The 25551-nt window shown below is 72.2% G+C and carries 16 protein-coding genes; 10 read left to right on the top strand and 6 right to left on the bottom strand.

All coding sequences use genetic code 11. The features are described 5' to 3' along the window. Positions 1-25 precede the first annotated feature (25 nt). The 6 genes from LZF96_RS15875 to pulA all read left to right on the top strand — a co-directional run bounded on the left by LZF96_RS15875 (position 26) and on the right by pulA (position 12816). Positions 26-1066 (top strand): carbohydrate ABC transporter permease, encoded by a 1041-nt coding sequence (locus tag LZF96_RS15875; protein ID WP_233872201.1) that lies wholly within the window; start codon positions 26-28, stop codon positions 1064-1066. Beyond that, a complete protein-coding gene (locus LZF96_RS15870; RefSeq protein ID WP_233872198.1) occupies positions 1063-2103 on the top strand; it encodes a sugar ABC transporter permease in 1041 nt (346 codons plus the stop codon). The genes LZF96_RS15875 and LZF96_RS15870 overlap by 4 nt, the downstream gene beginning before the upstream one ends. Positions 2104-2178: 75 nt before the next feature. Next, positions 2179-3840 (top strand): glycoside hydrolase family 13 protein, encoded by a 1662-nt coding sequence (locus LZF96_RS15865; RefSeq protein ID WP_374203251.1) that lies wholly within the window; start codon positions 2179-2181, stop codon positions 3838-3840. After that, a complete protein-coding gene (locus tag LZF96_RS15860) occupies positions 3837-4889 on the top strand; it encodes a LacI family DNA-binding transcriptional regulator (protein ID WP_233872194.1) in 1053 nt (350 codons plus the stop codon). The genes LZF96_RS15865 and LZF96_RS15860 overlap by 4 nt, the downstream gene beginning before the upstream one ends. Positions 4890-5382: 493 nt before the next feature. Next, positions 5383-7119 (top strand): carbohydrate-binding module family 20 domain-containing protein, encoded by a 1737-nt coding sequence (locus LZF96_RS15855; RefSeq protein WP_233872192.1) that lies wholly within the window; start codon positions 5383-5385, stop codon positions 7117-7119. 213 nt (positions 7120-7332) lie between these two features. Next, positions 7333-12816: a pullulanase-type alpha-1,6-glucosidase gene (pulA, locus tag LZF96_RS15850; RefSeq protein ID WP_233872189.1), complete on the top strand. Its 5484-nt coding sequence runs from the start codon at positions 7333-7335 to the stop codon at positions 12814-12816. A 103-nt stretch (positions 12817-12919) separates the two neighbouring features. On the opposite strand, the gene LZF96_RS15845 is transcribed toward pulA, so the two are convergent. The 6 genes from LZF96_RS15845 to glnII form a co-directional block, all read right to left on the bottom strand. Then, complete coding sequence (locus tag LZF96_RS15845) at positions 12920-13684, bottom strand: peptidoglycan-binding domain-containing protein (protein ID WP_233872186.1); 765 nt, start codon at positions 13682-13684, stop codon at positions 12920-12922. Between the two features lies 1 nt (position 13685). Then, positions 13686-13943 carry a hypothetical protein gene (locus LZF96_RS15840; protein WP_233872183.1) on the bottom strand — a complete coding sequence of 86 codons (258 nt, stop codon included), beginning with the start codon at positions 13941-13943 and terminating at the stop codon, positions 13686-13688. Between the two features lie 341 nt (positions 13944-14284). Continuing rightward, positions 14285-15439, bottom strand: coding sequence for an alkaline phosphatase PhoX (locus tag LZF96_RS15835; protein ID WP_233872264.1), 1155 nt, complete (start codon positions 15437-15439; stop codon positions 14285-14287). Positions 15440-15702: 263 nt separating this feature from the next. Further along, positions 15703-17811, bottom strand: coding sequence for a hypothetical protein (locus LZF96_RS15830; RefSeq protein WP_233872180.1), 2109 nt, complete (start codon positions 17809-17811; stop codon positions 15703-15705). 180 nt (positions 17812-17991) lie between these two features. Then, on the bottom strand, positions 17992-19092 hold the full coding sequence (locus LZF96_RS15825; RefSeq protein ID WP_233872177.1) for a phosphatidylinositol-specific phospholipase C domain-containing protein: 1101 nt from the start codon (positions 19090-19092) through the stop codon (positions 17992-17994). 378 nt (positions 19093-19470) lie between these two features. Next, positions 19471-20490, bottom strand: coding sequence for a glutamine synthetase (glnII, locus tag LZF96_RS15820; RefSeq protein ID WP_233872174.1), 1020 nt, complete (start codon positions 20488-20490; stop codon positions 19471-19473). Between the two features lie 148 nt (positions 20491-20638). On the opposite strand from glnII, the gene LZF96_RS15815 reads away from it, so the two are divergent. The 4 genes from LZF96_RS15815 (at position 20639) to LZF96_RS15800 (ending at position 24976) form a co-directional block, all read left to right on the top strand. Further along, complete coding sequence (locus tag LZF96_RS15815) at positions 20639-21535, top strand: Gfo/Idh/MocA family protein (protein WP_233872171.1); 897 nt, start codon at positions 20639-20641, stop codon at positions 21533-21535. A 384-nt stretch (positions 21536-21919) separates the two neighbouring features. Continuing rightward, complete coding sequence (locus LZF96_RS15810) at positions 21920-22570, top strand: polysaccharide deacetylase family protein (RefSeq protein WP_233872169.1); 651 nt, start codon at positions 21920-21922, stop codon at positions 22568-22570. A 158-nt stretch (positions 22571-22728) separates the two neighbouring features. After that, positions 22729-23172: an SPW repeat protein gene (locus LZF96_RS15805; RefSeq protein WP_233872167.1), complete on the top strand. Its 444-nt coding sequence runs from the start codon at positions 22729-22731 to the stop codon at positions 23170-23172. A gap of 451 nt (positions 23173-23623) precedes the next feature. Beyond that, positions 23624-24976, top strand: a complete 1353-nt coding sequence (locus tag LZF96_RS15800) for a polysaccharide lyase family 1 protein (RefSeq protein WP_233872164.1) — start codon at positions 23624-23626, stop codon at positions 24974-24976. The last annotated feature ends 575 nt before the right edge of the window (positions 24977-25551 follow it).

The following is a 25551-nucleotide window of genomic DNA, read 5'->3' as shown; positions in this document are numbered from 1 at the left end:
GAAGAGACGAGGGGCTGACCGACACATGGCCGGCACGAGCAGCCGGTCGGCGGTGACGACGGCCGGGGGCACCGGGAACGGTGCCCCCGGCCCGGGCCGCGCGACCGGGAGGAACGGGAAGCAGGGGCCCCCGCCCCCGCCCGGACGGTTCCGCAGGGGACTGTCCACCCACTGGTACGCCTGGGCGATGATCGCGCCGGTGGTCGCGGTGATCACCGTGATCATCGGGTGGCCGCTGGTCCGAGGCGTCTACCTGACCTTCACCAACGCCAACGAGGCGAACGTGGAGCGCCGGATCGGCGTCAACACCATCGAGGCGACCTACGAGTTCGTCGGACTGGAGAACTACCTCTCGGTCCTGGGCGGTTCCCAGTTCTGGGACCGCCTGACCTGGACGATCGTGTGGACGGTCGCCTGCGTGGCGATCACCTTCACCATCGGCCTGGTGCTGGCGAACATGCTCAACCGGCACGTGCGCGGCCGGGCGCTCTACCGCATGGCGTTGATCCTGCCGTGGGCGATCCCCGCCTTCGTCTCCATCTTCGCCTGGCGGATGCTCTTCAACGAGCGCAACGGCATCCTCAACGCCGCCCTGGAGGGCGGCGGACTGAGCGCGATGACCTGGTTGACCGACCCGTTCTGGGCCAAGGTCTCGGTGATCGGGGTCAACGTCTGGCTCGGCGTGCCCTTCATGCTCATCGCGATGCTCGGAGCCCTGCAGTCCATACCCGCCGAGCACTACGAGGCGGCGGAGATGGACGGCGCCAACGCCTGGCAGCGGTTCTGGAACATCACCCTGCCCGGTGTGCGCTCGGTCAGCTCCACGGTGGTCCTGCTCAGCTGCATCTGGACCTTCAACATGTTCCCGGTGATCTTCCTGCTCACCGGCGGCGGTCCCGCCGGCTCCACCGACATCCTGGTCACCGAGGCGTTCAAGCTCGCCTTCCAGCGCAGCCCGCGGGACTTCGCCGAGTCCGCCACCTGGGGCGTGCTCATCCTGCTGCTGCTGGTGGCCTTCGCCCTGGTCTACCGCCGGGTGCTCCGCAAGCAGGGAGAGGTGTGGTGACCATGGACACCCGCGACACCCGGGGAACCCCCGGGACCCCGGAGGCATCCGGCACCCGTGACGAGGCGGCGGTCCGCGAGGGCGACGCCCTTCCGCCCACCGGTGGCGACGCGGCTCCGGCCGTCACCGCGGTCACCGGCACCCCGGCCCCCGGTGGGGCGGCCGGCGCCGGCGCCCCGCCCGCCGACGGGCGCGCCCGTCGCGTGCGGCGGCGCGGCGAGCGCGGCCCACTGGCCTCCCTCGGCCTGCACGCGGGCCTGCTGGCGGCCGCGTTCATCGCGCTCTTCCCGCCGTTCTGGCTGTTGGTGACCTCCTTCAAGCCCCGGCAGGAGACGTTCTCGCTCACTCTGTTCGCCGGCTTCACGTGGGAGAACTACGACCACGTCGTCAACAACACCGCCTTCCTCACCTGGTTCGGGAACTCGGTCTTCATCGTGACCCTGACCACGGTGCTGGGGGTGTTCATCTCCTCGACCACCGGGTACGCGCTCAGCCGCTTCAGATTCCCCGGCATGCGATCGTTGATGTGGACCCTCCTGCTCACCCAGATGTTCCCGATGGCGGTGCTGATCGTGCCGCTGTACAACCTCATGGCCCGCTACGGACTGCTCAACCAGCCGGTCGGTCTGATCGTCACCTACCTGACGATCGCGGTGCCGTTCTGCGCCTGGATGATGAAGGGTTTCTTCGACTCCATCCCGATCGCGATCGACGAATCCGGACGGGTGGACGGGCTCAATCCCTTCGGGACCTTCTGGCGACTGATCATGCCGCTGGCCAAGCCCGGCATCGCGGTGACGGCCTTCTACAGCTTCGTCACCGGCTGGGCGGAGGTCGCCTACGCGACCGCCTTCATGACCGGGGAGCGCAACCTCACCCTCGCGGGTGGTTTGCAGACCTTCGTCAACCAGCACACCCAGGATTGGCATTACATGACCGCCGCCGCCGTCCTCATCGCGGTGCCCGCCGCCCTGGTCTTCGGGTACGCCCAGCGGCACCTGCAGGCCGGGCTCACCGCCGGGGCCACCAAGGCGTGACCCGCCCGTCCGCGCGGTCCGGCCGGACCCACCGGGCTCCGGCCGTCCCCCCTCCCGACACACCACAGGGATGACATGACCCAGCACCTCGCCGACCGCTCCCGGCCCGCAGGCGCGCATGCCGAGGCCATGACCGTGACCGACGACCGCGCGGACTGGTGGCGCGGAGCCGTCATCTACCAGGTCTACCCGCGTTCCTTCGCCGACGGCAACGGCGACGGCATGGGCGACCTGCCCGGCGTCCGGGCCCGCCTGCCGTACCTGGCCGAACTGGGCGTGGACGCCGTGTGGCTCAGCCCCTTCTACGCCTCCCCACAGGCCGACGCCGGCTACGACGTCGCCGACTACCGGGCCATCGACCCGATGTTCGGTGGTCTCCACGACGCCGACGCGCTGATCCGCGACGCGCACGAGCTGGGTCTCCGGGTGATCGTCGACCTGGTCCCCAACCACTCCTCCGACCACCACGAGTGGTTCAAGCGCGCCCTGCGCGAGGGCCCCGGCTCGCCGCTGCGCGAGCGCTACCACTTCCGCCCCGGCAAGGGGGAGAACGGCGAACTGCCCCCCAACGACTGGGAGTCCATCTTCGGCGGCCCCGCCTGGACCCGGTCCTCCAACCCGGACGGCACCCCCGGCGAGTGGTACCTGCACCTCTTCGCCCCCGAGCAGCCGGACTTCAACTGGGACAGCCCCGCCGTGCGCGACGAGTTCCGCTCGGTGCTGCGGTTCTGGCTCGACATGGGGGTGGACGGCTTCCGCATCGACGTCGCCCACGGCATGGTCAAGGCGCCCGGCCTGCCCGACATGGGCTCCGCCGGGCAGCTCAAGCTGCTGGGCAACCAGCAGCTGCCCTTCTTCGACCAGGACGGCGTCCACGAGATCTACCGCTCCTGGCGCGAGATCCTGGACGAGTACCCGGGGCAGCGCATCGGCGTCGCCGAGGCGTGGACCCCCAGCGAGGACCGCACCGCGCTGTACCTGCGCCCCGACGAGTTGCACCAGGCGTTCAACTTCCACTACCTGATGACCGGGTGGGACGCCGGTGACCTGCGACGGGTGATCGACTCCTCGCTGGACTCGATGCGGCCGGTCGGCGCCCCCACCACCTGGGTGCTCTCCAACCACGACGTGGTGCGCCACCGCACCCGGTTGGGCGGCGGCCTGCGGAGGGCCCGGGCCGCCACCCTGCTGATGCTGGCGCTGCCCGGCTCCGCCTACGTCTACCAGGGCGAGGAGCTCGGCCTGCCCGAGGTCGTCGACCTGCCCGACGAGGTGCGCCAGGACCCGTCCTTCTTCAAGGACAACGGCCAGGACGGCCTGCGCGACGGCTGTCGGGTGCCGATGCCCTGGGCTCCGAGCGGCGAATCGCTGGGCTTCGGCGAGGGCGGCAGCTGGCTGCCCCAGCCGGCCGACTGGGCCGAACTGTCGGTGGAGGAGCAGACCGGCGACCCCACCTCCACCCTGGAGATGTACCGCAGCGCGCTGGCGCTCCGCCGCGAGCACCCGGCCCTCGGCGCCGGCGACGCGGTGGAGTGGCTGGACGCCCCCGCCGGGGTGCTGGCCTTCCGCCGCACCACCCCTGTCGGTCGCTCGGTGATCTGCGTCGTCAACACCGGCACCACCCCCGCCGAACTCGCCGGAATTCTGCCGGAGAACGCCGAACTCCTCATCTCCAACGAGGACTTCGACGGAACCGGCCCGCTCCCCGGCGACACCGCCGGCTGGTGGGCCGCATGACGGAGGTGCCGGCGGCCCCCGCCCGGCTCGCCGACATCGCCCAGCAGGCCGCGGTCAGCGAGGCCACGGTCAGCCGGGTGCTGAACGGCAAGTCGGGCGTGGCCGCCGGCACCCGACAACGGGTGCTCGCCGCGCTGGACGTCCTCGGCTACGAGCGTCCGGTGCGGCTGCGCCGGCGCAGTGCCGGGCTGGTGGGGTTGGTCATCCCCGAACTGACCAACCCGATCTTCCCGGCGTTCGCGCAGGTGATCGAGCAGGCACTGGCGGGGCACGGCTACACCCCGGTGTTGTGCACCCAGTCCCCGGGCGGGGCCACCGAGGACGAGTTGGTCGAGCAACTCGTCGAGCGCGGCGTGACCGGGGTCATCTTCCTCTCCGGCCTGCACGCCGACACCAGTGCCGACCCCTCCCGCTACACCCGCCTCGCGGGGCGGGGGGTGCCGTTCGTCCTGATCAACGGCTACAACCCGCGGGTCCGTGCCCCCTTCGTCTCGCCGGACGACGCCGCCGCCACCCGCATCGCGGTGGGACACCTGCGGGACCTGGGCCACCGCCGGATCGGTCTGGCGGTGGGTCCGGAGCGCTTCGTGCCGGTGCGTCGCAAGTGTGAGGGCTTCCTCGGCGCGGTCGGGCTGACGGAGGCGGAGGCGATGGAGGCCGGCCTGGTGCAGCACACCCTCTTCAGTGTGGAGGGCGGGCAGGCCGCCGCGTCGGCGCTGCTGGACGCCGGTTGTACCGGCATCGTCTGCGGCAGCGACATGATGGCGCTGGGGGCGATCCGCGCGGTGCGTGGCCGGGGCCTGGAGGTCCCCGGCGACGTCTCCGTGGTGGGGTACGACGACTCCGACCTGTTCGCGTTCACCGACCCGCCGCTGACCACGCTGCGCCAGCCGGTGCGGGCGATGGCCGGGGCGGCGGTCAACTCGCTGCTGGAGGAGACCGGGGGGAATCCCGTCCACCACACCGAGTTCGTCTTCCAGCCCGAGCTGGTGGTGCGCGGCTCGACGGCACAACCCCGCTCGGGCCTCGTCCCCCGGGACACCCGCTGACACCGACCGTCCACGCCCCCGGGCCCCGGGGCGGGAACCCCACCGGTTTCCGCCCCGGGGCCCGGGGTCGTTCCGGGGGCGATCGTGTGGGCTCCGGTCGGCGCCCCGGGCCCGGGGGGGAGGGGCGGGGAGAGCGGGTGGGGCCGGGTGGGGCCGACGAAGTGGAACCCGGTCGGTCGGGCGCGTGGGGCCGTGGCCGGCCCCCGACCGACCGGGGGTGACGCGAGGTTAGCAGTCCGCAATTCCTTGCGAAAGAGGTTGCGTTGGGAAAACGCGTACATGACGGGGTTGTGTCCGGGGTCTTGACCGGGTTACCGGCGCGTTCTACGGTCTTCCCTGCAAGAGATTGCCGCAAGGTTCAACCACTTGCAGCAAGAGCCTTCCACGGCTCGACGGCCTTCCGGGCATGGCGCGTTGCCTTCCGGCCGCACGGACGTCCCGACGCGGGGACAGCGTCGGGACGGCACCCCCCACACCTCAACGTGGAGGACCCATGTCCGAAAGAGGCGTCAGGAGAGCCGTGCGCACCGCCCTGGTCGGGCTGGCGGCGGCCGCCACCGCCGCGGTGACGCTCGGCGCTCCCACGGCCCAGGCCGCGCCCCCCGGGAACAAGGACGTGACCGCCGTCCTGTTCTCCTGGAACTTCAACTCCATCGCCCGCGAGTGCACCGAGCGACTGGGCCCGGCCGGCTACGGCTTCGTCCAGGTCTCCCCGCCCCAGGAGCACGTCCAGGGCTCCCAGTGGTGGACCCAGTACCAGCCCGTGAGCTACAACATCTCCGGCCGGCTCGGCAACGAGCAGCAGTTCCGGTCGATGATCAACACCTGCAACAACGCGGGTGTCGGCGTCATCGTGGACGCGGTCATCAATCACATGTCCGCGGGCTCGGGCACCGGCACCGGCGGCACCTCCTACTCCAAGTACAACTACCCCGGCCTCTACGGCACCAACGACTTCGGCTCCTGCCGCGAGGACATCCGGGGCAGCGACTACGCCAACGACCGCTGGCGGGTGCAGAACTGCGAACTCGTCGGCCTCGCCGACCTGAACACCGGCAGCCCCTACGTCCAGCAGCAGATCGCCGGCTACATGAACCGCCTGCTGGGTTGGGGCGTCGCCGGCTTCCGGGTGGACGCCGTCAAGCACATCCCGGCACGGCACATGGAGCAGATCCGCGCCCGGGTCAACGGCGGCAACGTCTTCTGGAACCAGGAGGTCATCTACGGCGCCGGCGAGGCGATCACGCCCGAGGAGTACCTCAACGCCGGTCACGTGCAGGAGTTCCGCTACGCCTTCGACCTCAAGCGGATGTTCCAGGGCGACCGGATCGCCAACCTGCAGAACTTCGGTGAGAGTTGGGGCTACCTGCCCTCCAACCGCTCCGGCGTCTTCGTCGACAACCACGACACCGAGCGCAACGGTTCCACCCTCAGCTACAAGGACAACGCCGCCTACACCCTGGCCAACGTCTTCATGCTGGCCTGGCCCTACGGCAGCCCGGACGTGCACTCCGGCTACGAGTTCAGCGGCTTCGACGCCGGCCCGCCCAACAACGGCAACGTGACCGCCTGTTACCAGAGCGGGTGGAAGTGCCAGCACGCCTGGCAGGAGATCTCCTCCATGGTGGGCTTCCGCAACACCACCCGCGGCCAGGCGGTCACCCACTGGTGGTCCAACGGCAACAACGCCATCGCCTTCGGGCGGGGCAACCGCGGTCACGTGGTCATAAACCACGAGAACAGCACACTGAACCGGACCTTCCAGACCTCCCTGCCGGCCGGTGACTACTGCAACGTCCAGAACGGCACCCGGGTCACCGTCAACGGCAGCGGCCAGTTCACCGCGAGCCTCGGCGCCCGCACCGCCCTCGCCCTGCACGTCGATGCCCGGAACTGCGGTACCGGTGGCGGCGCCGGTGGCGGTGGGGACCCGGTGACCGGCGGCGCCTCCTTCGGGGTCAACGCGACCACGCAGATGGGCCAGAACATCCACGTGGCGGGCAACATCTCCGCGCTGGGCAACTGGAACACTGCCAACGCTCCCCGGATGAGCGCCGACACCTACCCGATCTGGCGCCTGGAGCTGGACCTGCCGCCCGGCACCACCTTCCAGTACAAGTACATCCGCAGGGACGCCAACGGCAACGTGACCTGGGAATCCGGGAGCAATCGCACCGCCACCGTGCCGTCCTCCGGCCGGGTGACGCTCAACGACACCTGGCGCAACTGACCCTACGCCCCCGCGCGCCCGCCCCCTTCTCACGGGATCCCCGGTGGTGGGCGCGGGGGCGCGGACACGACGCCCGGCGGGACCACTCCCGCCGGGCAGCTCGGTTCCCCCTCTCCCGTCCCCGTGTTCGTCCACCCCCCAGCCCTTGTGGCCCGACCGATCCGTTCCGCCGCTCGGTCCCCGCCCCGTTCCCCGACCCGGAGGAGCAGCCCCGTGCTGTTGCGCACGCCCACCGCGCGCAGAGGTCTGGCCGTCGCCACGGCGGCCGGTGTCCTCGCGACGCTGATCCACGCGGTGGCGGCCCCCGCCGCCCAGGCGGCACCACCGCCGCCGACCGACGCCGAACTGGCCGCCGAGCCGACCCGACACGCCCTCACCACCGAGCAGTTCTACTTCGTGCTCCCGGACCGCTTCGCCAACGGCGACCCCTCCAACGACACCGCCGGCATCCCCGGCGGCCCGCTCGACCACGGGCACGACCCCGACGACGAGGGCTTCTACCACGGCGGCGACCTGAGCGGCCTGATCGAGAACCTCGACTACATCGAGGGCCTGGGCACCACCGCCCTCTGGATGGCGCCGATCTTCGAGAACAAGCCGGTGCAGGGCGAGGGCGAGCACGCCTCCGCCGGCTACCACGGCTACTGGATCACCGACTTCACCCGGGTGGACCCGCACTTCGGCACCAACGAGGAACTCGCCGAACTGGTCGAGGCCGCCCACGAGCGCGACATCAAGGTCTTCTTCGACGTCATCACCAACCACACCGCCGACGTCATCCACCACGCCGAGGGCGTCCACGACTACCTCTCCAAGGGTGCCTTCCCGTACCTCGACACCGAGGGGCGTCCCTTCGACGACCTCGACCACGCGGGCGGGGAGGCCGGGGACTTCCCCGCCCTCGACGCCGACTCCTTCCCGTACACGCCGGTGACCACGGAGGCCGAGGCTGACCTCAAGGTCCCCGACTGGCTCAACGATCCGACGCTCTACCACAACCGCGGGGACTCCTCCTTCGCCGGCGAGAGCTCCCTGTACGGCGACTTCCACGGCCTGGACGACCTGTTCACCGCCCGCCCCGAGGTCGTCGAGGGCATGGTGGAGATCTACCGCACCTGGGTCGAGGAGTTCGGCATCGACGGCTTCCGGATCGACACGGTCAAGCACGTCAACATGGAGTTCTGGACCCGCTGGTCCGCGGCCATGAAGGAGCACGCCGCCTCCCTCGGCAACGAGGACTTCTTCATGTTCGGCGAGGTGTACTCCTCCGATGTCGCGGAGAAGGCCCGGTACGTCACCGAGGGCGGCCTGAACGCCACCCTGGACTTCGGCTTCCAGGAGGCCGCGCGGTCCTTCGCCTCGCAGGGCGGCTCCGCGAAGCGCCTCTCCGCCCTCTTCGGCGAGGACCACCGCTACACCACCGTCGACACCAACGCCCAGCAGTCGGTCACCTTCCTCGGCAACCACGACATGGGCCGGATCGGGCACTTCCTGCGCGCCGACAACCCGGACGCGGACGACGCCGAACTGCTCGGTCGCTCCCGCCTCGCGCACGAGCTGATGTTCCTCTCCCGGGGCAACCCGGTGATCTACTACGGCGACGAGCAGGGCTTCACCGGCTCCGGCGGCGACAAGGCCGCCCGTGCCACGCTCTTCGGCTCCACGACACCGCTGTACCTCCGGGACCCGCAGCTGGGCACCGACCGCACCCACGCGGAGGACGCCCACGACACCGATCACCCGCTGTACCGGGCGATCGCCGACCTCTCCGTCCTCACCCGCGAGCACCCGGCCCTGCGCGACGGCACACAGACCGAGCGGTACGCGGAGGACGGCGCCGGCGTGTGGGCCCACACCCGCACCGACGCCGACGAGCGGGTGGAGTACCTGGTCGCCGCGAACAACGCCGAGGGCGAGCGCACGGTCACCGTGCCCACCGACACCCCGGACGCCGCGTTCGAGGTGCTGTACGGGGAGGCCGCCGGCCCCGGCGCCGGCGTGACCGCCGACGCCGACGGCGTGGTCGAGCTCACCGTGCCCGCCCTGTCCACCGTGGTGTTGCGCGCCGACCGACCGCTCCCCGACCCGCAGGTCGCGCCCGTGATCGAACTCACCGCGCCCGACGCCGGCGCGCACGGCGTCGTGGAACTCTCCGCCGCGGTCACCGGCGGCGCGCTCAACCGCGTCGCCTTCGCCGCGCAGGTCGGCGACGGCGGCTGGGAGGTGCTCGGTGTCTCCGACGCCCCGCCGCACCGCGTCACGCACACCGTCCCCGCCGGCACCCCGGCCGGCACCCCGCTGCGCTACCGCGCGATCGCCGTGGACTCCTCCGGCACCACGGCCGCGACCGGCGCGGATACCACCGCCGGCACCCCGCCCCCGGAACAGGCGCCGCGCGCCGTGAGCCGGGAGTGGGCCGTCGTCCACTACCACCGACCCGATGGGAACTACGACGACTGGTCGCTGTGGGCGTGGGGGGACCTCCACGAGAGCGAGAGCTTCGAGGACTGGCCCAAGGGCCGGCCCTTCGTCGGCCGCGACGCCTTCGGCGCCTTCGCCTGGGTCCGCCTGGCGCCCGACGCCTCCGAGGTCGGCTACCTGATCGTGGACGGCGACGGCACCAAGGACGGTGACCTCGACCGGGTCATCGACCTCTCCGAGACCGGTGAGGTCTGGGTCGAGCAGGGCGAGCCGGAGGCGCTGATCGAGGCGCCCGAGGGTGTGTACCCGCCCGCCGACGAGTCGCGCGCCGTCCTGCGGTACCACCGACCCGACGGTGATTACGATGGATGGGGAGTGCACGTGTGGACCGGCGCGGCCGAGCCCACCGACTGGAGCCGGCCCGTCCCGGCCTCCGAGGTGGACTCCTTCGGCGCCGTCTACGAGATCCCGCTCGCCGAGGGCGCGACCTCGCTGAGCTACATCATCCATCGCGGCGACGAGAAGGACCTGCCCGCCGACCAGTCCCTCGACCTGAGGGCCGTCGGCCACGAGGTGTGGCTCGTGTCGGGAGAGGAGACCCCCCTGTTGCCCAGTGGCGGAGCCGCCCCCGACCTGAACCCCGAACGGGCCCGGGCCCACTGGATCGACGCCGGGACCGTCGTGTGGCCCGGTACCGTGCCGCCCGGTGGCAGCCGCCAACTGCTGTACCACCCCGAGGGCGCCATCGCACTCGAGGAGGGCGCCCTCACCGACCAGGGGCAGTGGATCCGGCTCATCCCCACCGAGCTGACCGACGAGCAGCGCGACCGCTTCCCGCACCTCGCCGACCAGCCAGCCCTACGGGTGGACCCGCGCGACGCCCACCGGATCGAGGAGGCGCTGCGCTCCCAACTGCTCGCCTCCGAGCGGGCCGCCAACGGTGCCCTGACCCGGCTCACCGGGGTGCAGATCCCCGGCGTCCTGGACGACCTGTACGCGGAGGGGGCACTGGAGGCCGGCCTCGGCCCGACCTTCCCCGACGCGAAGTCGCCCGGCAAGTCCGCCGGTAAGGGCAAGGGGGACAAGAAGGGCCACCGGGGCGACCCCGTGCTCTCCGTCTGGGCCCCCACCGCGCAGCGTGTCGCCCTGGAGCTGGACGGCGACGGGAAGAAGCTCGTCCCCATGACCCGCGACGACGCCACCGGCGTGTGGTCGGTGAAGGGGAAGAAGAACTGGTACGGCAAGTCCTACCGATACCACGTCACCGTCTGGGCGCCCGAGGCCGGCGCGGTGGTCACCAACAAGGTCACCGACCCCTACTCGGTCGGTCTGACCACCGACTCCGAGTACAGCCTGATCGTCGACCTGAACGACCCCGCCCTCGCCCCGCGGGGCTGGGCGAACCGGAACGCCCCCGAGCCGGTCGACCTCGCCGACGCCACCATCCAGGAGATCCACGTCCGCGACTTCTCCGTCGCCGACGAGCGGGCCCGCAACAAGGGGAAGTACCTGGCCTTCACCGAGCACGGCAGCCACGGCATGCAGCACCTGCGGAGGCTGGCCGAGGCGGGCACCACCCACGCCCACCTGCTGCCCACCTACGACATCGGCTCCGTCCCGGAGCGCGCCGCCGACCGGCGCGAACCCGACTGCGACCTCGCCGCCCTGCCCGCCGACTCCCCGGGGCAGCAGGCCTGCGTGGCGGAGGTCCGTGACCGGGACGCCTACAACTGGGGCTACGACCCCGTGCACTTCAACGTCCCCGAGGGGTCCTACGCCACCGACCCCGAGGGCACCGCCCGCATCGTCGAGTACCGCCGCATGGTGCAGGGGCTCCACGCCGCCGGCCTGCTGGTGGTGAACGACGTGGTCTACAACCACACCTTCGCCTCCGGCCAGGACGACAAGTCGATCCTCGACCGCGTCGTGCCCGGCTACTACCACCGCCTGCTCGCCGACGGCACCGTCGCCGACTCCACCTGCTGCCCCAACACCGCGCCCGAGCACGCCATGATGGGCAGGCTCGTCGTCGACTCGGTGGTGTCGTGGGCCGAGCACTACGGGATCGACGGCTTCCGCTTCGACCTCATGGGGCACCACCCGAAGCAGAACCTCCTCGACGTTCGCAAGGCGCTCGACGCCCTCACGGTCGAGGGGCACGGGGTGGACGGAAAGTCGGTCATCCTCTACGGCGAGGGCTGGAACTTCGGGGAGGTCGCCGACAACGCCCGTTTCGAACAGGCCACCCAGGCCAACATGGCCGGCACCGGCATCGCCACCTTCTCCGACCGGGCCCGTGACGCCGTGCGCGGCGGCGGCCCCTTCGACGAGGACCCGGGCGTGCAGGGCTTCGCCTCCGGCCTGTACAGCGACCCCAACGGGTCGCCGGCCAACGGCACGCAGGCCGAGCAGCGCGAGCGGCTGTTGAATTACCAGGACCTCGTCAAGGTCGGCCTGACCGGCAACCTCGCCGACTACTCCTTCATCGCGAGCGACGGCGAGCGGGTCACCGGTGCGGAGGTGGACTACAACGGCTCACCCGCCGGGTACGCCGCCGCACCCGGTGAGGCCGTCGCCTATGTCGACAAGCACGACAACGAGACGCTGTTCGACGCCCTGGCCTACAAGCTCCCCGACCGGGTCTCCCCGGCCGATCGGGCCCGGGCCCAGGTCGTCGCCCAGTCCACCGCCCTGTTCTCCCAGGGCCCGGCTTTCGGCCAGGCGGGCACGGACCTGCTGCGCTCGAAGTCCCTGGACCGCAACTCCTACAACTCCGGTGACTGGTTCAACGCCATCCAGTGGGACTGCCGGGACGGCAACGGTTTCGGCCGGGGCCTGCCCCCGGCGTGGGACAACGAGGCCAAGTGGCCCTTCGCGGAGCCGCTGCTGACCCACCCGAACCTCACCGTGGGCTGCGCGGAGATCCGGGCGGCGGGTGACGCCTACCGCGACCTGCTGCGGATCCGCTCGGGTGAGGACGCCTTCCGGCTGCGCACCACCGAGGAGGTACAGGAGGCGGTCTCCTTCCCGCTCTCGGGAACGGACCGGGAGATCCCCGGCGTCATCGTGATGGAGGTCGGTGACCTCGCGGTGGTCTTCAACACCACCCCGCACCGGCAGCACCAGCACCACCCCTCGCTGGTCGGGAAGGACTACCGCCCGCACCCGGTGCAGGCGGAGGGCTCCGACGAGGTCGTGCGCTCGGCCCGCTTCGACGCGGAGCAGGGCAACTTCGAGATCCCGCCGCGCACCACGGCGGTGTTCACCCTCCGGTGAGGCCGCCCGCTCCCCGCCGGTCAACCGGCGGGGAGCGGGCGGCCGATCCCGTGCCCCCGGCGCTCGAGGCGCCGGGGGCACGGTCCGTTCCGGGGATACCGGGTCAGGTGATCGGGGCGGTCCAGGCGGCGTCCCAGGTGGCGGGACCGACGATGCCGTCCACCGTCAGCCTTTTCTCCCGCTGGAACGCCAGACAGACCTCCCGGGACCCCGCGCCGTAGTGCCCGTCCACGGTGATGCTCCAGCCGCGGTCGCGCATCCGCTGCTGCCAGGTGCGCACCGAGGAGTGCGAGGTCACCGGCGGATAGCGGAAGTACACCCCCGGCCAGGGCGGGGGAGTGGGGGTGCCCCCGCCGCCACCCGGGTCCAACCGGCCATCGGTCACCAGCGCGTACAGGTTGCCCGGACAGGCCGTGGAGGTGTGGTTGCGGTGACCGTTGATGCCGTTCGCCGCCCCGCCCCGCGCGCGGAGCCGGGAGATCGCCAGGTGGAAGGCGTCGATCAGGCCGTTGGTGATGGTGTCGTAGTTGCTCGCGCTCCCGCCCACCAGGCCACAGACGGCGTACCAGTTCTGATTGCCGGAGTCGGTCCCGTTGGCGGCGGACCGGATGCCCTCGCCGCGCCCCTCGAACACGTAACCGTGTACGCACGTGAGGTGGTTGTAGGCGATGTCCTGCCACCCGTTGGTGTCCATGTGGTGGTTCTGGATCCCGCGCACCTGCGAGGCGCAGTCGGTGTGGCTCCCCCGTGCGACCCGGACCCCGTCCACATGGTGCACGGTCACCCCGCCGTTGCCGGGGGTGATGTTGGTGCTGCGGCTGCGCGGGGCCCTGGCCCCCCACTGGGCGCGGCTGACGAAGACGGCCACCTCAGATCCCCCTCCCGGCCGACAGGCCGCACCCCACGGAGGCGTTCAGCGGTTCCGCCTCCACCTCGGCGGCGCCGGGCCCCGCCCACCGGGCGGCGGGGTGGTCGGGGTGGTCGACCACCGTCGGGTCCGCCCCGGTGGCCGGCGCGGCGGCCCGGGCGGAGCCGGTGCCGACCGTCCCGAGGGCCGCCGCTCCCCCCACCGCCGCCGCGGCGGCCCCCAACAGGCCGCGTCTGGAAGGTCCGATCCGTTCGCGCATGGCGTGTCTCCTCGTCTCCCCGTGGTCGGGGGCTCCTCCTGTGCCGTGGCGTGCACGGCCGGGGCGCGACGCGGCCGTGTGGTTGGGGCCTCGACCGATCCGTCCCGGCCGAGAGGTCGCGCCCCCGGTGTTCCGAGAAGTGACATCCCCCTCCCCGGGGGTGGTTGACGCGCGTAGCGCGTGCGGATCGGGAGCGGGGCTCCCGCCGATCGTGCACCGGAACCCCACGCGTGCCCCCCTTGCACATCCCGCGCTCTCTGCTATCGGGGCCCGGTCGGCCGCGCGCTCTCCCGGACCCTCCGGGGGACCTGCGCGCGACCGACCGGACGCGGAGCCCGGGGTCAGCGTCGGAAGGGGCCCGACATCTCGTAGGTGATGCCGCCCAGGCCGGCCGGATCGCCGGCGGTGCCGCGCTGGGAGGAGAAGTACAGTCGGCTGCCGTCGGGGGAGAACGCCGGGCCGCAGATCTCCGAACGGTTCTGACCGTCGATGCGCATGATCGGCGCCACCACACCCTCGGGGGTGATGACGTTGATCTCCATGTTGCCGCCGTCCTCGGCGACGTACAGGTCGCCGCCGGCGGTACCGGTGATGTTGTCCACCCCGTCCAGCGACCCGTCCGCGTCGTAGGCGATGGACAGCGTGCCGGCCTCCGCGTCGTACGCCCACACCCGGTTGTCGCCCTTGGTGGTGAAGTGGGCGACCCCCGCGTGGTAGTGGCAGCCCTCACCGCCCCGGAAGCGCAGCGCCGAAGCCACCTGATTGCGGGTCTGCCGACCGAAGACCGGTCCGGTGGGATCGGGTACCCGCTCCCACCGCACCCCGCCGCCGGAGGTCTCGCACAGCACCTCCAGTCGCCCCCGGGAGAGGTCACCCCAGGTGTCCGGGACGTACCGGTAGAAGCAGCCGTCGCTCTCGTCCTCGGTCAGGTAGACCACCCGCCGATCCGGGTCGCAGGCGGCGGCCTCGTGCTTGAACCGACCCATCGCCTCATGGGCGACCGCCGACCGGTTGCCGTAGGGGTCGGTCTCGAAGACCTTCCCCCGGAAGGTCTCCTCGCAGGAGAGCCAGGTGTGCCAGGGGGTGGCGCCGCCCGCGCAGTTGAGGGTGGTGCCGGACAGGATCCGGTAGGCCCGGTCGATCACGCCGTCGGCGGTGAACCGCAGTGCCGAGACGCCACCGACCAGCGGCACCTCGGAATTGGAGACGTAGATCCAGCCGTCGCCGTCGGGGAAGCAGGCGCCGCCGTCCGGCGCGGGGTGCCACAGGATGCCGCGCACCCACTGGCTCGAGCGGGCGACCACGCGGATGGAGAAACCCTCGGGGAGTGCGACACCGAGGCTGTTGGGCGGGAGCAGGGGGCCGTAGGGACCGGCGGCGGCGGTGGTGCCGGCCCCCGGGGCGACGGCCCGGGCGGCTCCCTGCCAGAGACCTCCGGCCAGGGCGACGGCCCCGGCGCCCGCCGTGCCGACGCGGAGAAGGGTGCGGCGCTCCATCAGTACTCCTTCGAGGACCCGTACGCGGAAGGTGGGGTGGTACCAGGCGGTAACACCGTGCCGCACCCCGCCGCGTCCCGCCGGACCGTGTGGGCGAACTCTCGCCGACGCGGGGGTGAGCACTCGGTGCGGCGGTCCCGCTCCCGGGCGCCCCCGGCGCGACGGCCGGGTGGCGTGCCGGGCGGGCACACCGGTGCCCCGGTCGCGCGGAACACTCCGCACGACCGGGGCACCGGACACCGGAACCGCGAACCGGGCCGTGGTCAGCCGACCCCGAGGGCCCTCAGCCCGTCGCCGTCCTCGAGCCGGGCCGTCAGCTCGGTCTCCACACCCGGTTCGGCGGGCAGGATCATGGTTCGGCCCGTCACCTCGCCGGTCACCCCGCCGGCGGCGGAGATCCGGACGACCTCCTCGCTGCCGGCGGCCAACAGGTACCACTCGCCGTCCGGCGCCTGCCACAGCCCGCCCGCCAGGACGTGCGGCGAGCGCGGCCCGCACTCCGGTCCGTCCTCGGCGCGGGCGACGACCGCCCCCGGCGTGGCGGGTCCGGACTCGTCCCCGGTGTCGCCGTCCCCGCCCGACCTCTCCGTTGGGCGCGGCGGCTGGAACTGCACCAGCGTGTGGGAGCCCGCCGTCCGCCAGGTGTCCGCCCGGGTGCACACCCAGCTCGCGCTCCGCTCGCCGCCGGGCAACTCCTGCCGGGCGAACTCCCAGACCCCCACCGTCCGCACACCGGAACCGGCGACGGTCAACAGGTGGCAGGCGGTCGACGCCCACACCTGCCGGGCCCGCTCGTCCGGCGCGCCCTCCGGGCCTGCCTCCGGTCCTCCGGTGGTCAGCAGGGCGGGGGTCAACTCGCCCAGATCCGCCAACAGGTACGGGCCACGACCGGCTGGATCGGCGGTGGTGAACTCCAGCACCGGGTACGCCCCGCACTCGGTGTCCCCGGCCGGGGTCGGGAGCGCGTCGGTGGCGCCGTGCTCGTCCACCACCGCCGGACGCCCGTCGTCCCCGGTCTCGCGCAGGTCCCGCACCAGAGCGCCGGATACCCAGGGGGCGGTGAGGTAGCGGACGGTGCCCCCGCCCCGGTTGAGGACGACGACCGAGGCCATCGCCGCCTGCGCCCCATCGGTGCGGGCCAGGTCCAGTACGGCGGGGCCCCCGGCCGTGCCCGCCGCCTCGGCGTAGCGCATCAACCGCAGGCCGTCGTGCATCAGCACCACGACCGCGCCGTCCACCTCACCGGCGTACAGCAGCCGGGGCGGACCGGCCGGGGGACCGGGGTCGGTGCCCCGGGTGGTGGAGATCGTCACCCGGGAGTCGGGGGAGGTCCAGGCGGTCAGTACCCGGTCCAGCAACTCCCGGTCCCGCACGGCCGGTCCCCGGGCGGGCCAGGAGGTGAAGTCGAGTCGTCCCGCCCGCTCCCAGGCGCCGGCTTCCGCGCGCACCAGCAGCGAGGGATCGGCGGCCGCCGCGCCGGGGGCCCGGTCACTCCCACCGCCGTCGGGCTGCACCGCCATCAGACCGGCGAGCAGGGCCAGCACGCCGGCGGAGACGAGCGCCGTGCGGGTGTGCCGCCGGCGACGCAGCAGGTCGGTCGGCCCCGCCCGCAACACACACGGGTCGGGCAGGGGCAGGGCCCCGGGGGTGATCTCCCTCGGTCCCGCCGGGGCGTCGGGGTCGGCCCCGTCCCGCTCCTCGCCGAGGGCCCGCCCGACCAGGGCGTCGGCCGCGCGCACGGCGGCCCGCGCGATGTTCCCCTCGACCCCGGCCTCCTCCAGCAGCCCCCGGGCGGCCTCCGGGCTCAGCCCTTCGAGGTGTCGCAGGGCGAAGGCGGCCCGGGTGCAGGGCGCGGCGGTGCCCAACTCCCGTTCCAGGGCCGGTTCGGCGGTTCCGTCGGCACGGGGGAGGAGCCGTAGTCCGATCACCCGGGGGAACGCCCCGCCGGTGCGTCGTGGTGACAGCCGGGCGAGCAGTGGGAACTCCCGTCCGGCGATCAGGAGTGGGCGTCCGACGTCCAGCGCGGCGCGCAGCACCCGCAGCCGCGCGTACGCGTAGGCCGGGTCGTCGGGCGCCGCGCCGGCGGCGGAGCGGGGGGAGGGGACGGCCCCGGCGACCCGTCCGACCCGGCCGCGCGGCAGGGCGGCCTGGGTGATGCCGTGCGCGACGATCACCCCGCGGTGACGGCCGAGGGCGGGCGGCAGCACGAGGTAACCGAGCCGCACGAGGCGGCCGTAGTGCTCGACGATCGCCGCCGCGGCCCTCTCCGGGCCGACCTCCGCGGTCGGCCGGGCCGGGTCGCGGTCCGGTGCGCCGCGGGGTGGGGCGGGCGGGACGGTCGAGGCGGTCGGGGCAGCATCGGTGGGAGACACGCCCGGCTGAACGAGTGGATCGACGGGATGTCACCGTCCCCCGCCGATTTTCCCCCGATGGGGTGAGGCGGGTGGGACGGAGGCCGCGCGGTGAAGGTGCCGGGCGGTACCGCCGGGCCGCCTCACCCGCGCTCACACGGGTGGTCCGGGGCGGGAGGCCCGGCGGAGGTGCCCGCGGGATCAGCCGCGCGGTACGACGGTGGAGAGGACACCCGGCAGGCGGGCCCAGTCGGAGCTGACGACGCTCGCGTGCCGCCCCGACAGCAGCCGCACCCGGTCCAGGGCCTGCGCCTCGGTGGGGTTGGTGGCGGAGATCGCCGGCGCCACGGCGTGGGCGGAGGTCATCACCAGCAGGTAGTTGCGGGCGGAGTACCAGGAGGTGTCGATGGAGCCGTAGGCGGAGGCGTCGCCGTCGAAGACCACGAACCAGGGCCGGATCGAGGTCTCGGCGTATCGGGTGCGCGGGTCACCGGAGGCGGCCCGGTGCACGGCGGGGAAGGCCATCGCGCGACCGAGGTTCCCGGCGGCGGCCAGATCGCGCAGGTGGCGGGCGTACTCCACGTCGGTCCACAGGGTGTCCAGCGGGTTGCCCTCCTCGAGGGTGCCGGGGATGAGGTGGATGATGACGCGTCCGGCCAGCGACTCGTGGGTGGGCCAGCCGTCGGCGCGCACGGCGTCGTCGAGGGTGGCGTGCGCGCCGCGCAGGTCGGCGGGGCGCAGCACGGCGTCGCCCAGGATGTCCTCGATCAGCGCGTCGAGTTGGGCGGGGCCCCGGCCGAGGTTGGCGGCGAACCCGTCCTTCATCTCCAGCTTGAGCAGGATCGGGCGGTGCCTGGGGTTGGCCTGTCGCCAACCGCGCAGGTCGTTCAGGCAGCCGGCCAGGCTCTGGTTGCGGGCGCGGGTGCGCAGTTGGGAGGGGTTCCGCGCGTTCTCGCAGTTGTTGTCGTTGACGAGTGGATTGTCGTGGGACACCCGCCAACCACTGCCGAAGAAGTTGGTCCACACGTCGAGTTCGAGCATCGATGCACCGGAGTCCAGGGCGTCGGCGAAATGGGTGAATGTGGACTTCTGATAGGCGTTGTGCACGCCCACGCCGGTGGCGTCGTCGTAGGGGAGACCGTTCGCGGCGGGGAGCAGCAGCGCCAGGAGGGCGATCAGCACGCCGGCGCCGGCGCGCAGCGGGTGCCGGGCCGCGTGGGCGGGCGGGGTGTCCGGTGGGGCGGGGGAGCCGGTGGGGGAAGCGGTGGGGGAGCCGTGCCGGGGTGTCCGGTCGGTGCGCATGCGCTGTCGCCTCTCGGAGGTGGGGTGAGGCCCGTGCCCGATCGGCGCACGGGTGTTGTGACAGGCAGAACAACAGGCAAAACGGCTTCAGATTAAGGCAGTTGGGCTGGAATCCGGGTGTGTGGGGAGTGAGGTTCGGGCGAACGAGCGGTTGCCCGGGGTGAGTTCGGGAAGACCCGGGAACGACGGGCCCTCCGGGGCGGCGCGTTCGCGGACGGGGGTGTTCCCGGATGGGGTGGGGTGGGTTCCGACGACGGACACGCCGAAGGCGCCCGCCCCCGATAGGGGACGGGCGCCTTCATCGCTCCCGTGCCGCGCGAGCTGCCGACGCGGCCGGGGGTCGGAGGGGCGGCCGATTCGCCGCCCGGTGGGCTCCGATCAGACCAGTCCGGACTTCTCCAGGCGGGTACAGACGGTGTCCACCATCAGACGGGTGACCACGTACGGGTCGCAGTTGGCGTTGGGGCGGCGATCCTCGATGTAGCCCTTCTTGTCCCGCTCGACCTGCCACGGGATGCGGACCGAGGCGCCGCGGTTGGAGACGCCGTAGCTGTACTCGTTCCACGGCGCGGTCTCGTGCAGGCCGGTGAGTCGGTCCTCCACGCCCACGCCGTAGTTCTTCACGTGCTCCAGCGGCTTGCCCTCCTCACCCAGCGACTCGCAGGCGTCGATGATGGCGTCGTAGCCCTCGCGCATCGCCTTGGTGGAGAAGTTGGTGTGCGCGCCGGCGCCGTTCCAGTCGCCCTTGACCGGCTTGGGGTCCAGGGTGGCGGAGACACCGAAGTCCTCGGCGGTGCGGTAGAGCAGCCAGCGGGCGACCCACAGCTGGTCGGAGACCTCCAGTGGGCTCAGCGGGCCGACCTGGAACTCCCACTGGCCGGGCATCACCTCGGCGTTGATGCCGGACAGCGACAGACCCGCTTTCAGGCAGTTGTCCAGGTGGCGCTCGACGACCTCGCGGCCGAAGATCTCGTCCGCGCCGACGCCGCAGTAGTAGCCGCCCTGCGGGGCCGGGAAGCCACCGGCGGGGAAGCCCAGCGGCCGGGCGCCCTCGAAGAAGGTGTACTCCTGCTCGATGCCGAAGAGCGGCTCCTGGGCGGCGTACTTCTCGGCGATCGGGCGCAGCCGGGCCCGGGTGTTGCTGACGTGCGGGGTGCCGTCGGTGTCGTACACCTCGCACAGCACGAGCCTGTCGTCACCGCCGCGGATCGGGTCGGGGCAGACGAAGACCGGCTTCAGGACGCAGTCCGAGGCGTGCCCCTCGGCCTGGTTGGTGCTGGAGCCGTCGAAGCCCCACTCCGGGGGCTCCGCGCCGTCCGCCAGGATCCTGGTCTTCGAGCGCAGTCGGGCGGTCGGCTGCGTGCCGTCGATCCAGATGTACTCGGCCCTGTGACTCACGCGGGTGCTCCTTCGAGGGGTCGTCGCGGGTGCGGTGACGTGACCGCCACCCTCACCAGGAGCTTTTTCGGGGTCGTTGCCCGGCTGTTAAACGGCCGTGAACAGCGGCTTCCGTAGGATTGGTGGTTCACGTGAGGAGAACACCCGTATGCGATTCGGACTGCTGGGCACCGGCCCCTGGGCCCGCGCGACACAGGGCCCGGCCCTGATCGACCACCCCGACACGGAACTCGTCGGGGTCTGGGGGCGACGACCCGAGGCGGCCGCGGAAGTGGCGGGGGAGCTGGGCACCACCGTCTTCGAGGACGTGGACGAGCTGCTGGCCGCCTGCGACGCGGTGACCGTGGCCCTGCCGCCCCACATCCAGCCCGACCTGGCGATCCGGGCCGCCCGCGCCGGATGCCACCTGCTGCTGGACAAGCCCGTGGCGAGTGAGGCGGAGGACGCCCGTCGACTGGTGGCCGCGGTGGAGGAGGCGGGGGTGGCCTCGGTGGTCTTCTTCACCCTGCGCTTCGCCCCGCGGGCGGCCGAGTGGATCGCCGAGCAGCGGGAGGTCGGCGGCTGGCTGACCGCGCGGGCCCAGTGGCTCTCGGCGGTGCTGGGAGGCAGGGAGAGTGCCTACTCGGCCTCCCCGTGGCGTCGCGAGCGCGGCGCGCTGTGGGATGTGGGGCCGCACGTGCTCTCGGTGCTGCTCCCGGTCCTGGGCGATGTCACCGACACCGACCGGATCGCGGCGGTGCGCGGGCCGGGGGACACCGTCAACCTGCTGCTGCCGCATGTGGGTGGTGCCGTCTCGACGGTCACCCTGAGCCTCACGGTGCCCCCGGAGGCGGCGGTGGTGGAGGCCGAGCTGCGGGGACCGACCGGGGCGACCCGGCTGCCCGAGCGTGACCGGGGAGTGGCCCCGCTCGCCTTCGGCCGGGCGATCGACGCGCTGCTGGAGGCGGCGCGTGGGGGTGAACCGCACCCCTGCGACGTGCGCTTCGGCGCCCGGGTTACGGAGATCCTGGCCGTGGCGGAGGAGCGGGCCGGGAAACGGGGCTGATCGCGCCGGGGTCGCCGACCCCGGCTCACGCCACCGCCCCCGCCGGGTCCCCGACCCGGCGGGGGCGGTGGCGTACGGGCCCTCCGGTGGCCCGCACCCGATGGGGTGCGGGCCACCGGAGGGCCCGCGTGGTGTGATTCCCCCGGGCAGTCAGCATGAGAACAGTAAGGTATGACAAATGGGTCATCTGACAAATCATCCGGTGGGTGGAGTCGCCTGCCGGGCCGGCGCTCCCTCCTCGGCGTCGTCGGATGCGTCGGCCTGCTGGGGCTCAACCGTCTCCTGGTCGACGGCCCGGACCGCTTCCCCCCGGGCCCCGGGGGCGGTGTGAACCCGGCCGCCGGGGGGACCGGTGGATCGGCCCCGGCCGGGGACGTGAACCGCATGCGACCGTTCGCGGGCGGTGCGGGACCGCAGACGCCGCGCGGCGCGGTGCCGGTGCGCGAGGCCGCGCGGCTCACCCTCCCCGCGGACGGGACCCGTCGGATCGCCCTCACCTTCGACGACGGTCCGCACCCCGACTGGACCCCCGGGATCCTGGAGATCCTGCGCCGGCACCGTGCCCCGGCGACCTTCTTCGTCATCGGGGAGAACGTCCGGGCCCATCCCGACCTGCTGCGGGCGGTCGCGGCCGACGGCCACCTGATCGCCAACCACTCCTGGTCCCACCCCCGGCTGGACCACCTCTCCCGGACCCGGGTCCGGGAGGAACTGGGACGGACCTGCGACCTGCTCGCCGAGACCCTCGGCGGCCCGCCCGGCTGGGCGAGGGCCCCCTACGGCGCTTGGCACCGACCCTCGCTGGAGGTCTGCGCGGAACTCGGCATGGAACCCCTGGGATGGTCCATCGACACCGAGGACTGGACCCGGCCCGGCAGTTCCGCGATCTCCGGCACGGTGCTGGACGGTGCCCACCCCGGCGGGATCGTGCTGGCCCACGACGGGGGCGGGGACCGTTCGCAGAGTGTGGCGGCGCTCGACCACTACCTGCCACGGCTGGTGGATCGGGGTTGGACGATGGTTCGTCCGGTCTGAGTCCGCCGCCCCGATCGTTGTCGATGCCCCGTTCGGTACGGGCCCTGTTCGGCGCAGGGAAAGCGGGGGCGCTTTTGTAGTGATTCGCCCATAATTGGAGTGTGGTCCGTGGCAGTCCTGTGCAGCCGCACTCGCCCGGACCGGAGGAGGTGAGTTCGATGGCGGACGTCTCTTCGCGGCGGGGTGACTTCGCCGGGCACCCCGACGAGTCGGAGATGCAGGCCCGTTACTCCCGCGTGCTGGGAGGCCGGGACGTGGCGCTCGTGGACGGTCCGGTGTTCCTCGCGGGCCTCTACTGCGCCATCTCCCCATGGGTGGTGGACGCGATCGGGACCGGACAGTCCGATCTGGCCGCGCACAATCTGGTGCTGGGCCTCGCCATCGCCCTGCTGGCCCTGGGGTTCGCCCTGGCGCCCGCGCGCATGTACGGCCTGAGCTGGGCGATGTGTGCGATGGGAGCCTGGTTGATCTTCTCCCCTTGGGTGGTCGGCACCGATCCCACGGCCGCCGCCATCTGGAACAACATCCTGGTGGGCGGGGTGGTGCTGGTGCTCGGTCTGGTCTGTGCCCAGCAGGTGATGCGCAACCGCTCCTCGCGGTAGCCGGCGCGGACGGGAGCGCCGTCCAGCGCCCCCTTTCGCCCCGGACGTCCCGGTGTTCCCCGGTCGGTCGATCGATCGGTGGGTGCCGGGACGTCGCCGTGTGCGGGGCTCCCGGGTGGTGGGATCCGGGCGGGTCGGACGGCGCGTCCCGGTGGGGCGAATCGGGCCACTGGCCGTCACCCCCCGTGATGATCAGTGCAACCGATTGCATTATTGCCACGCTCGAAGTCGGTGAACGACCGGGTGAACCCGGGTTTCCGTGTGACATCTCTTGTCCGGCCAGGCTTTTACCACCACGATGTAGCCCCATCGCACCCGATCTCGGTGGCCATGACAACAAGCCTTTGCAGGAATCCGCGGACTTCCCGGTCCGTGAGCCTGCGTACGGGTCGGCTGTCGGAGGACGGGGCGCGATCTGGAGAGGACGACTCCGAGGGGAGACAGCTCAACGATGAGACTCAGCACGAAGGTCCTCGCCGGGGCCTGTGCCGTCGTGATGGTGGCGATCACCGCCCCCGTCGCGATGGGAGCGCCCGGCGGCAAGCCGGGCAAGCCCGAGATCCCCGGCAAGCCGGGTAAAGGGGCCGGTTACGAACTGGGCCACGAGGTTCTCGGTCCCCGGGACGGCTGGGCCGCCTACGGGGCCGGCACCAGCGGTGGCGCCTCGGCGTCGCCGGAGAACGTCCGGACCGTCACCAACCGCGCGGAACTGCTCGCCGCGCTGGGGCCGCAGAACAACGACACACCCAAGATCGTTTACGTCGAGGGCACCATCGACATGAACGTCGACGCGGCCGGCAACCCCCTGGAGTGCGCCGACTTCGCCGACCCCGAGTACTCCCTGGAGGCCTACCTCGAGGCGTACGACCCGGAGACCTGGGGCATGACCGCCCGGCCCTCCGGCCCGCTGGAGGACGCCCGGGTCCGCTCGTACCGCAACCAGTCGCAGCACATCTACCGCGTGCCCTCCAACACCACCCTGGTGGGCCTGGGCAAGGACGCCCGCATCGAGGGCGCCGCGATGTACATCCGCGACGCCCGGAACGTCATCGTCCGCAACATCACCTTCGCCGAGGTCGAGGACTGCTTCCCGCAGTGGGACCCGCTGGACGGCTCCTCGGGCAACTGGAACTCCGAGTACGACGCGATCTGGGTCTACGGCTCCACCAACGTCTGGTTGGACCACAACACCTTCAAGAGCGGCGGACGCCCGGACACCGAGTACTTCGGCCGGCCGTTCATGCGGTACGACGGCTCGGTGGACATCACCCGCGGATCCGACCTGGTCACCGTCTCGTGGAACCACTACGACGACTACGACAAGGGGATGCTGATCGGCGGCGGCGACGGCCACTCCGAGGACATCGGGAAGCTGCGCGTCACCTACCACCACAACCTGTTCGAGAACGTCCTGCAGCGCTCCCCGCGGGTGCGGCGCGGCCAGGTGCACGTCTACAACAACCACTACCTGGTCAACGACGAGGCCTCCGGCCCCTTCGACTATGCCTGGGGCGTCGGCCTGGACTCGAGGATCCACGCGGAGAACAACTACTTCGAGGGACCGATCCGCCCCGAGCAGATCGCCTACCGCTGGAACGGCACCGACCTGTACGAGACCGGCACGTACCTCAACGGCTTCGGCAAGAAGCACCGGGTCGACGTGGTGGCCGAGCACAACGCCGCCCGCCCGGGCCAGGAGATCGGCACCGATGTCGGCTGGACCCCCTGGCTGTACGAGGGTGCCGACCCGGTCGCCAAGGCCGTGAAGGACATCGCGAAGAGCGCCGGGGCCGGCAGGCTCTGACCCGCTCCGAACCGGTCACCGGTCGTCGGGCCCGCTCCGCAGGGAAACGGCCCGGGACCGACCGGCCCTCCGACGGCGGCGCCCGTCACGGGGGAAACCGGGCCCGCACGCGCCGGGACCCCGGCCGCCGATGGCGGCCGGGGTCCCGGAGGTGCTCCGACCCGGAGAGGCGAGCGGGTCACCCGGCGCGACTCACACGTCGAAGAACTGACCGCCGCTCGGGACGCCCCTGCTCACAGGGCCGTTGACCAGTGGGGGAGTGGAACGGGGCGGTCATTGTTGGTCATCGTTGGTCGTCCCGGGCCGTCCTCTCACGGCCCGGGGACGGCCCCGGGACCGTGACAGCAAGAGGAGCACGCGGCGCCTGGTGCTCCTCTTGCTCTCACAGCCGACCGCTCTCACGGCTTGTCGCTTGTCGCCTGTCTTGTCGCTTGGCGTCTCCCTGGTCAGGGGGAGGGACGCCCGGGCTGGAGCCCGTTCTTGCCGGACGGCAGATGACAGGCGACAAGCGGCCCGTACTGGCTACTGGCTACCGCCAAGTTGGCGGTAGCCGGTGACCCCCTCGGGGCGCCATC

Origin of the sequence: Streptomyces sp. ST2-7A (assembly GCF_021390475.1) — a bacterium.
Classification (GTDB): Bacteria; Actinomycetota; Actinomycetes; order Streptomycetales; family Streptomycetaceae; genus Streptomyces.
Note: the sequence above shows the minus strand (reverse complement) of the source record. Positions and strands in the feature narration are given on the sequence as shown.

Bases quoted from the DNA above. Each gene is read 5' to 3' on its own strand.
- LZF96_RS15805 (WP_233872167.1), top strand. From the start codon at position 22,729: ATGGCGGACGTCTCTTCGCGGCGGGGTGACTTCGCCGGGCACCCCGAC.
- LZF96_RS15810 (WP_233872169.1), top strand. From the start codon at position 21,920: ATGCGACCGTTCGCGGGCGGTGCGGGACCGCAGACGCCGCGCGGCGCG.
- LZF96_RS15815 (WP_233872171.1), top strand. From the start codon at position 20,639: ATGCGATTCGGACTGCTGGGCACCGGCCCCTGGGCCCGCGCGACACAG.
- LZF96_RS15840 (WP_233872183.1), bottom strand. From the start codon at position 13,943: ATGCGCGAACGGATCGGACCTTCCAGACGCGGCCTGTTGGGGGCCGCC.
- LZF96_RS15835 (WP_233872264.1), bottom strand. From the start codon at position 15,439: ATGGAGCGCCGCACCCTTCTCCGCGTCGGCACGGCGGGCGCCGGGGCC.
- LZF96_RS15825 (WP_233872177.1), bottom strand. From the start codon at position 19,092: ATGCGCACCGACCGGACACCCCGGCACGGCTCCCCCACCGCTTCCCCC.
- LZF96_RS15860 (WP_233872194.1), top strand. From the start codon at position 3,837: ATGACGGAGGTGCCGGCGGCCCCCGCCCGGCTCGCCGACATCGCCCAG.
- LZF96_RS15875 (WP_233872201.1), top strand. From the start codon at position 26: ATGGCCGGCACGAGCAGCCGGTCGGCGGTGACGACGGCCGGGGGCACC.
- LZF96_RS15855 (WP_233872192.1), top strand. From the start codon at position 5,383: ATGTCCGAAAGAGGCGTCAGGAGAGCCGTGCGCACCGCCCTGGTCGGG.
- LZF96_RS15800 (WP_233872164.1), top strand. From the start codon at position 23,624: ATGAGACTCAGCACGAAGGTCCTCGCCGGGGCCTGTGCCGTCGTGATG.
- LZF96_RS15865 (WP_374203251.1), top strand. From the start codon at position 2,179: ATGACCCAGCACCTCGCCGACCGCTCCCGGCCCGCAGGCGCGCATGCC.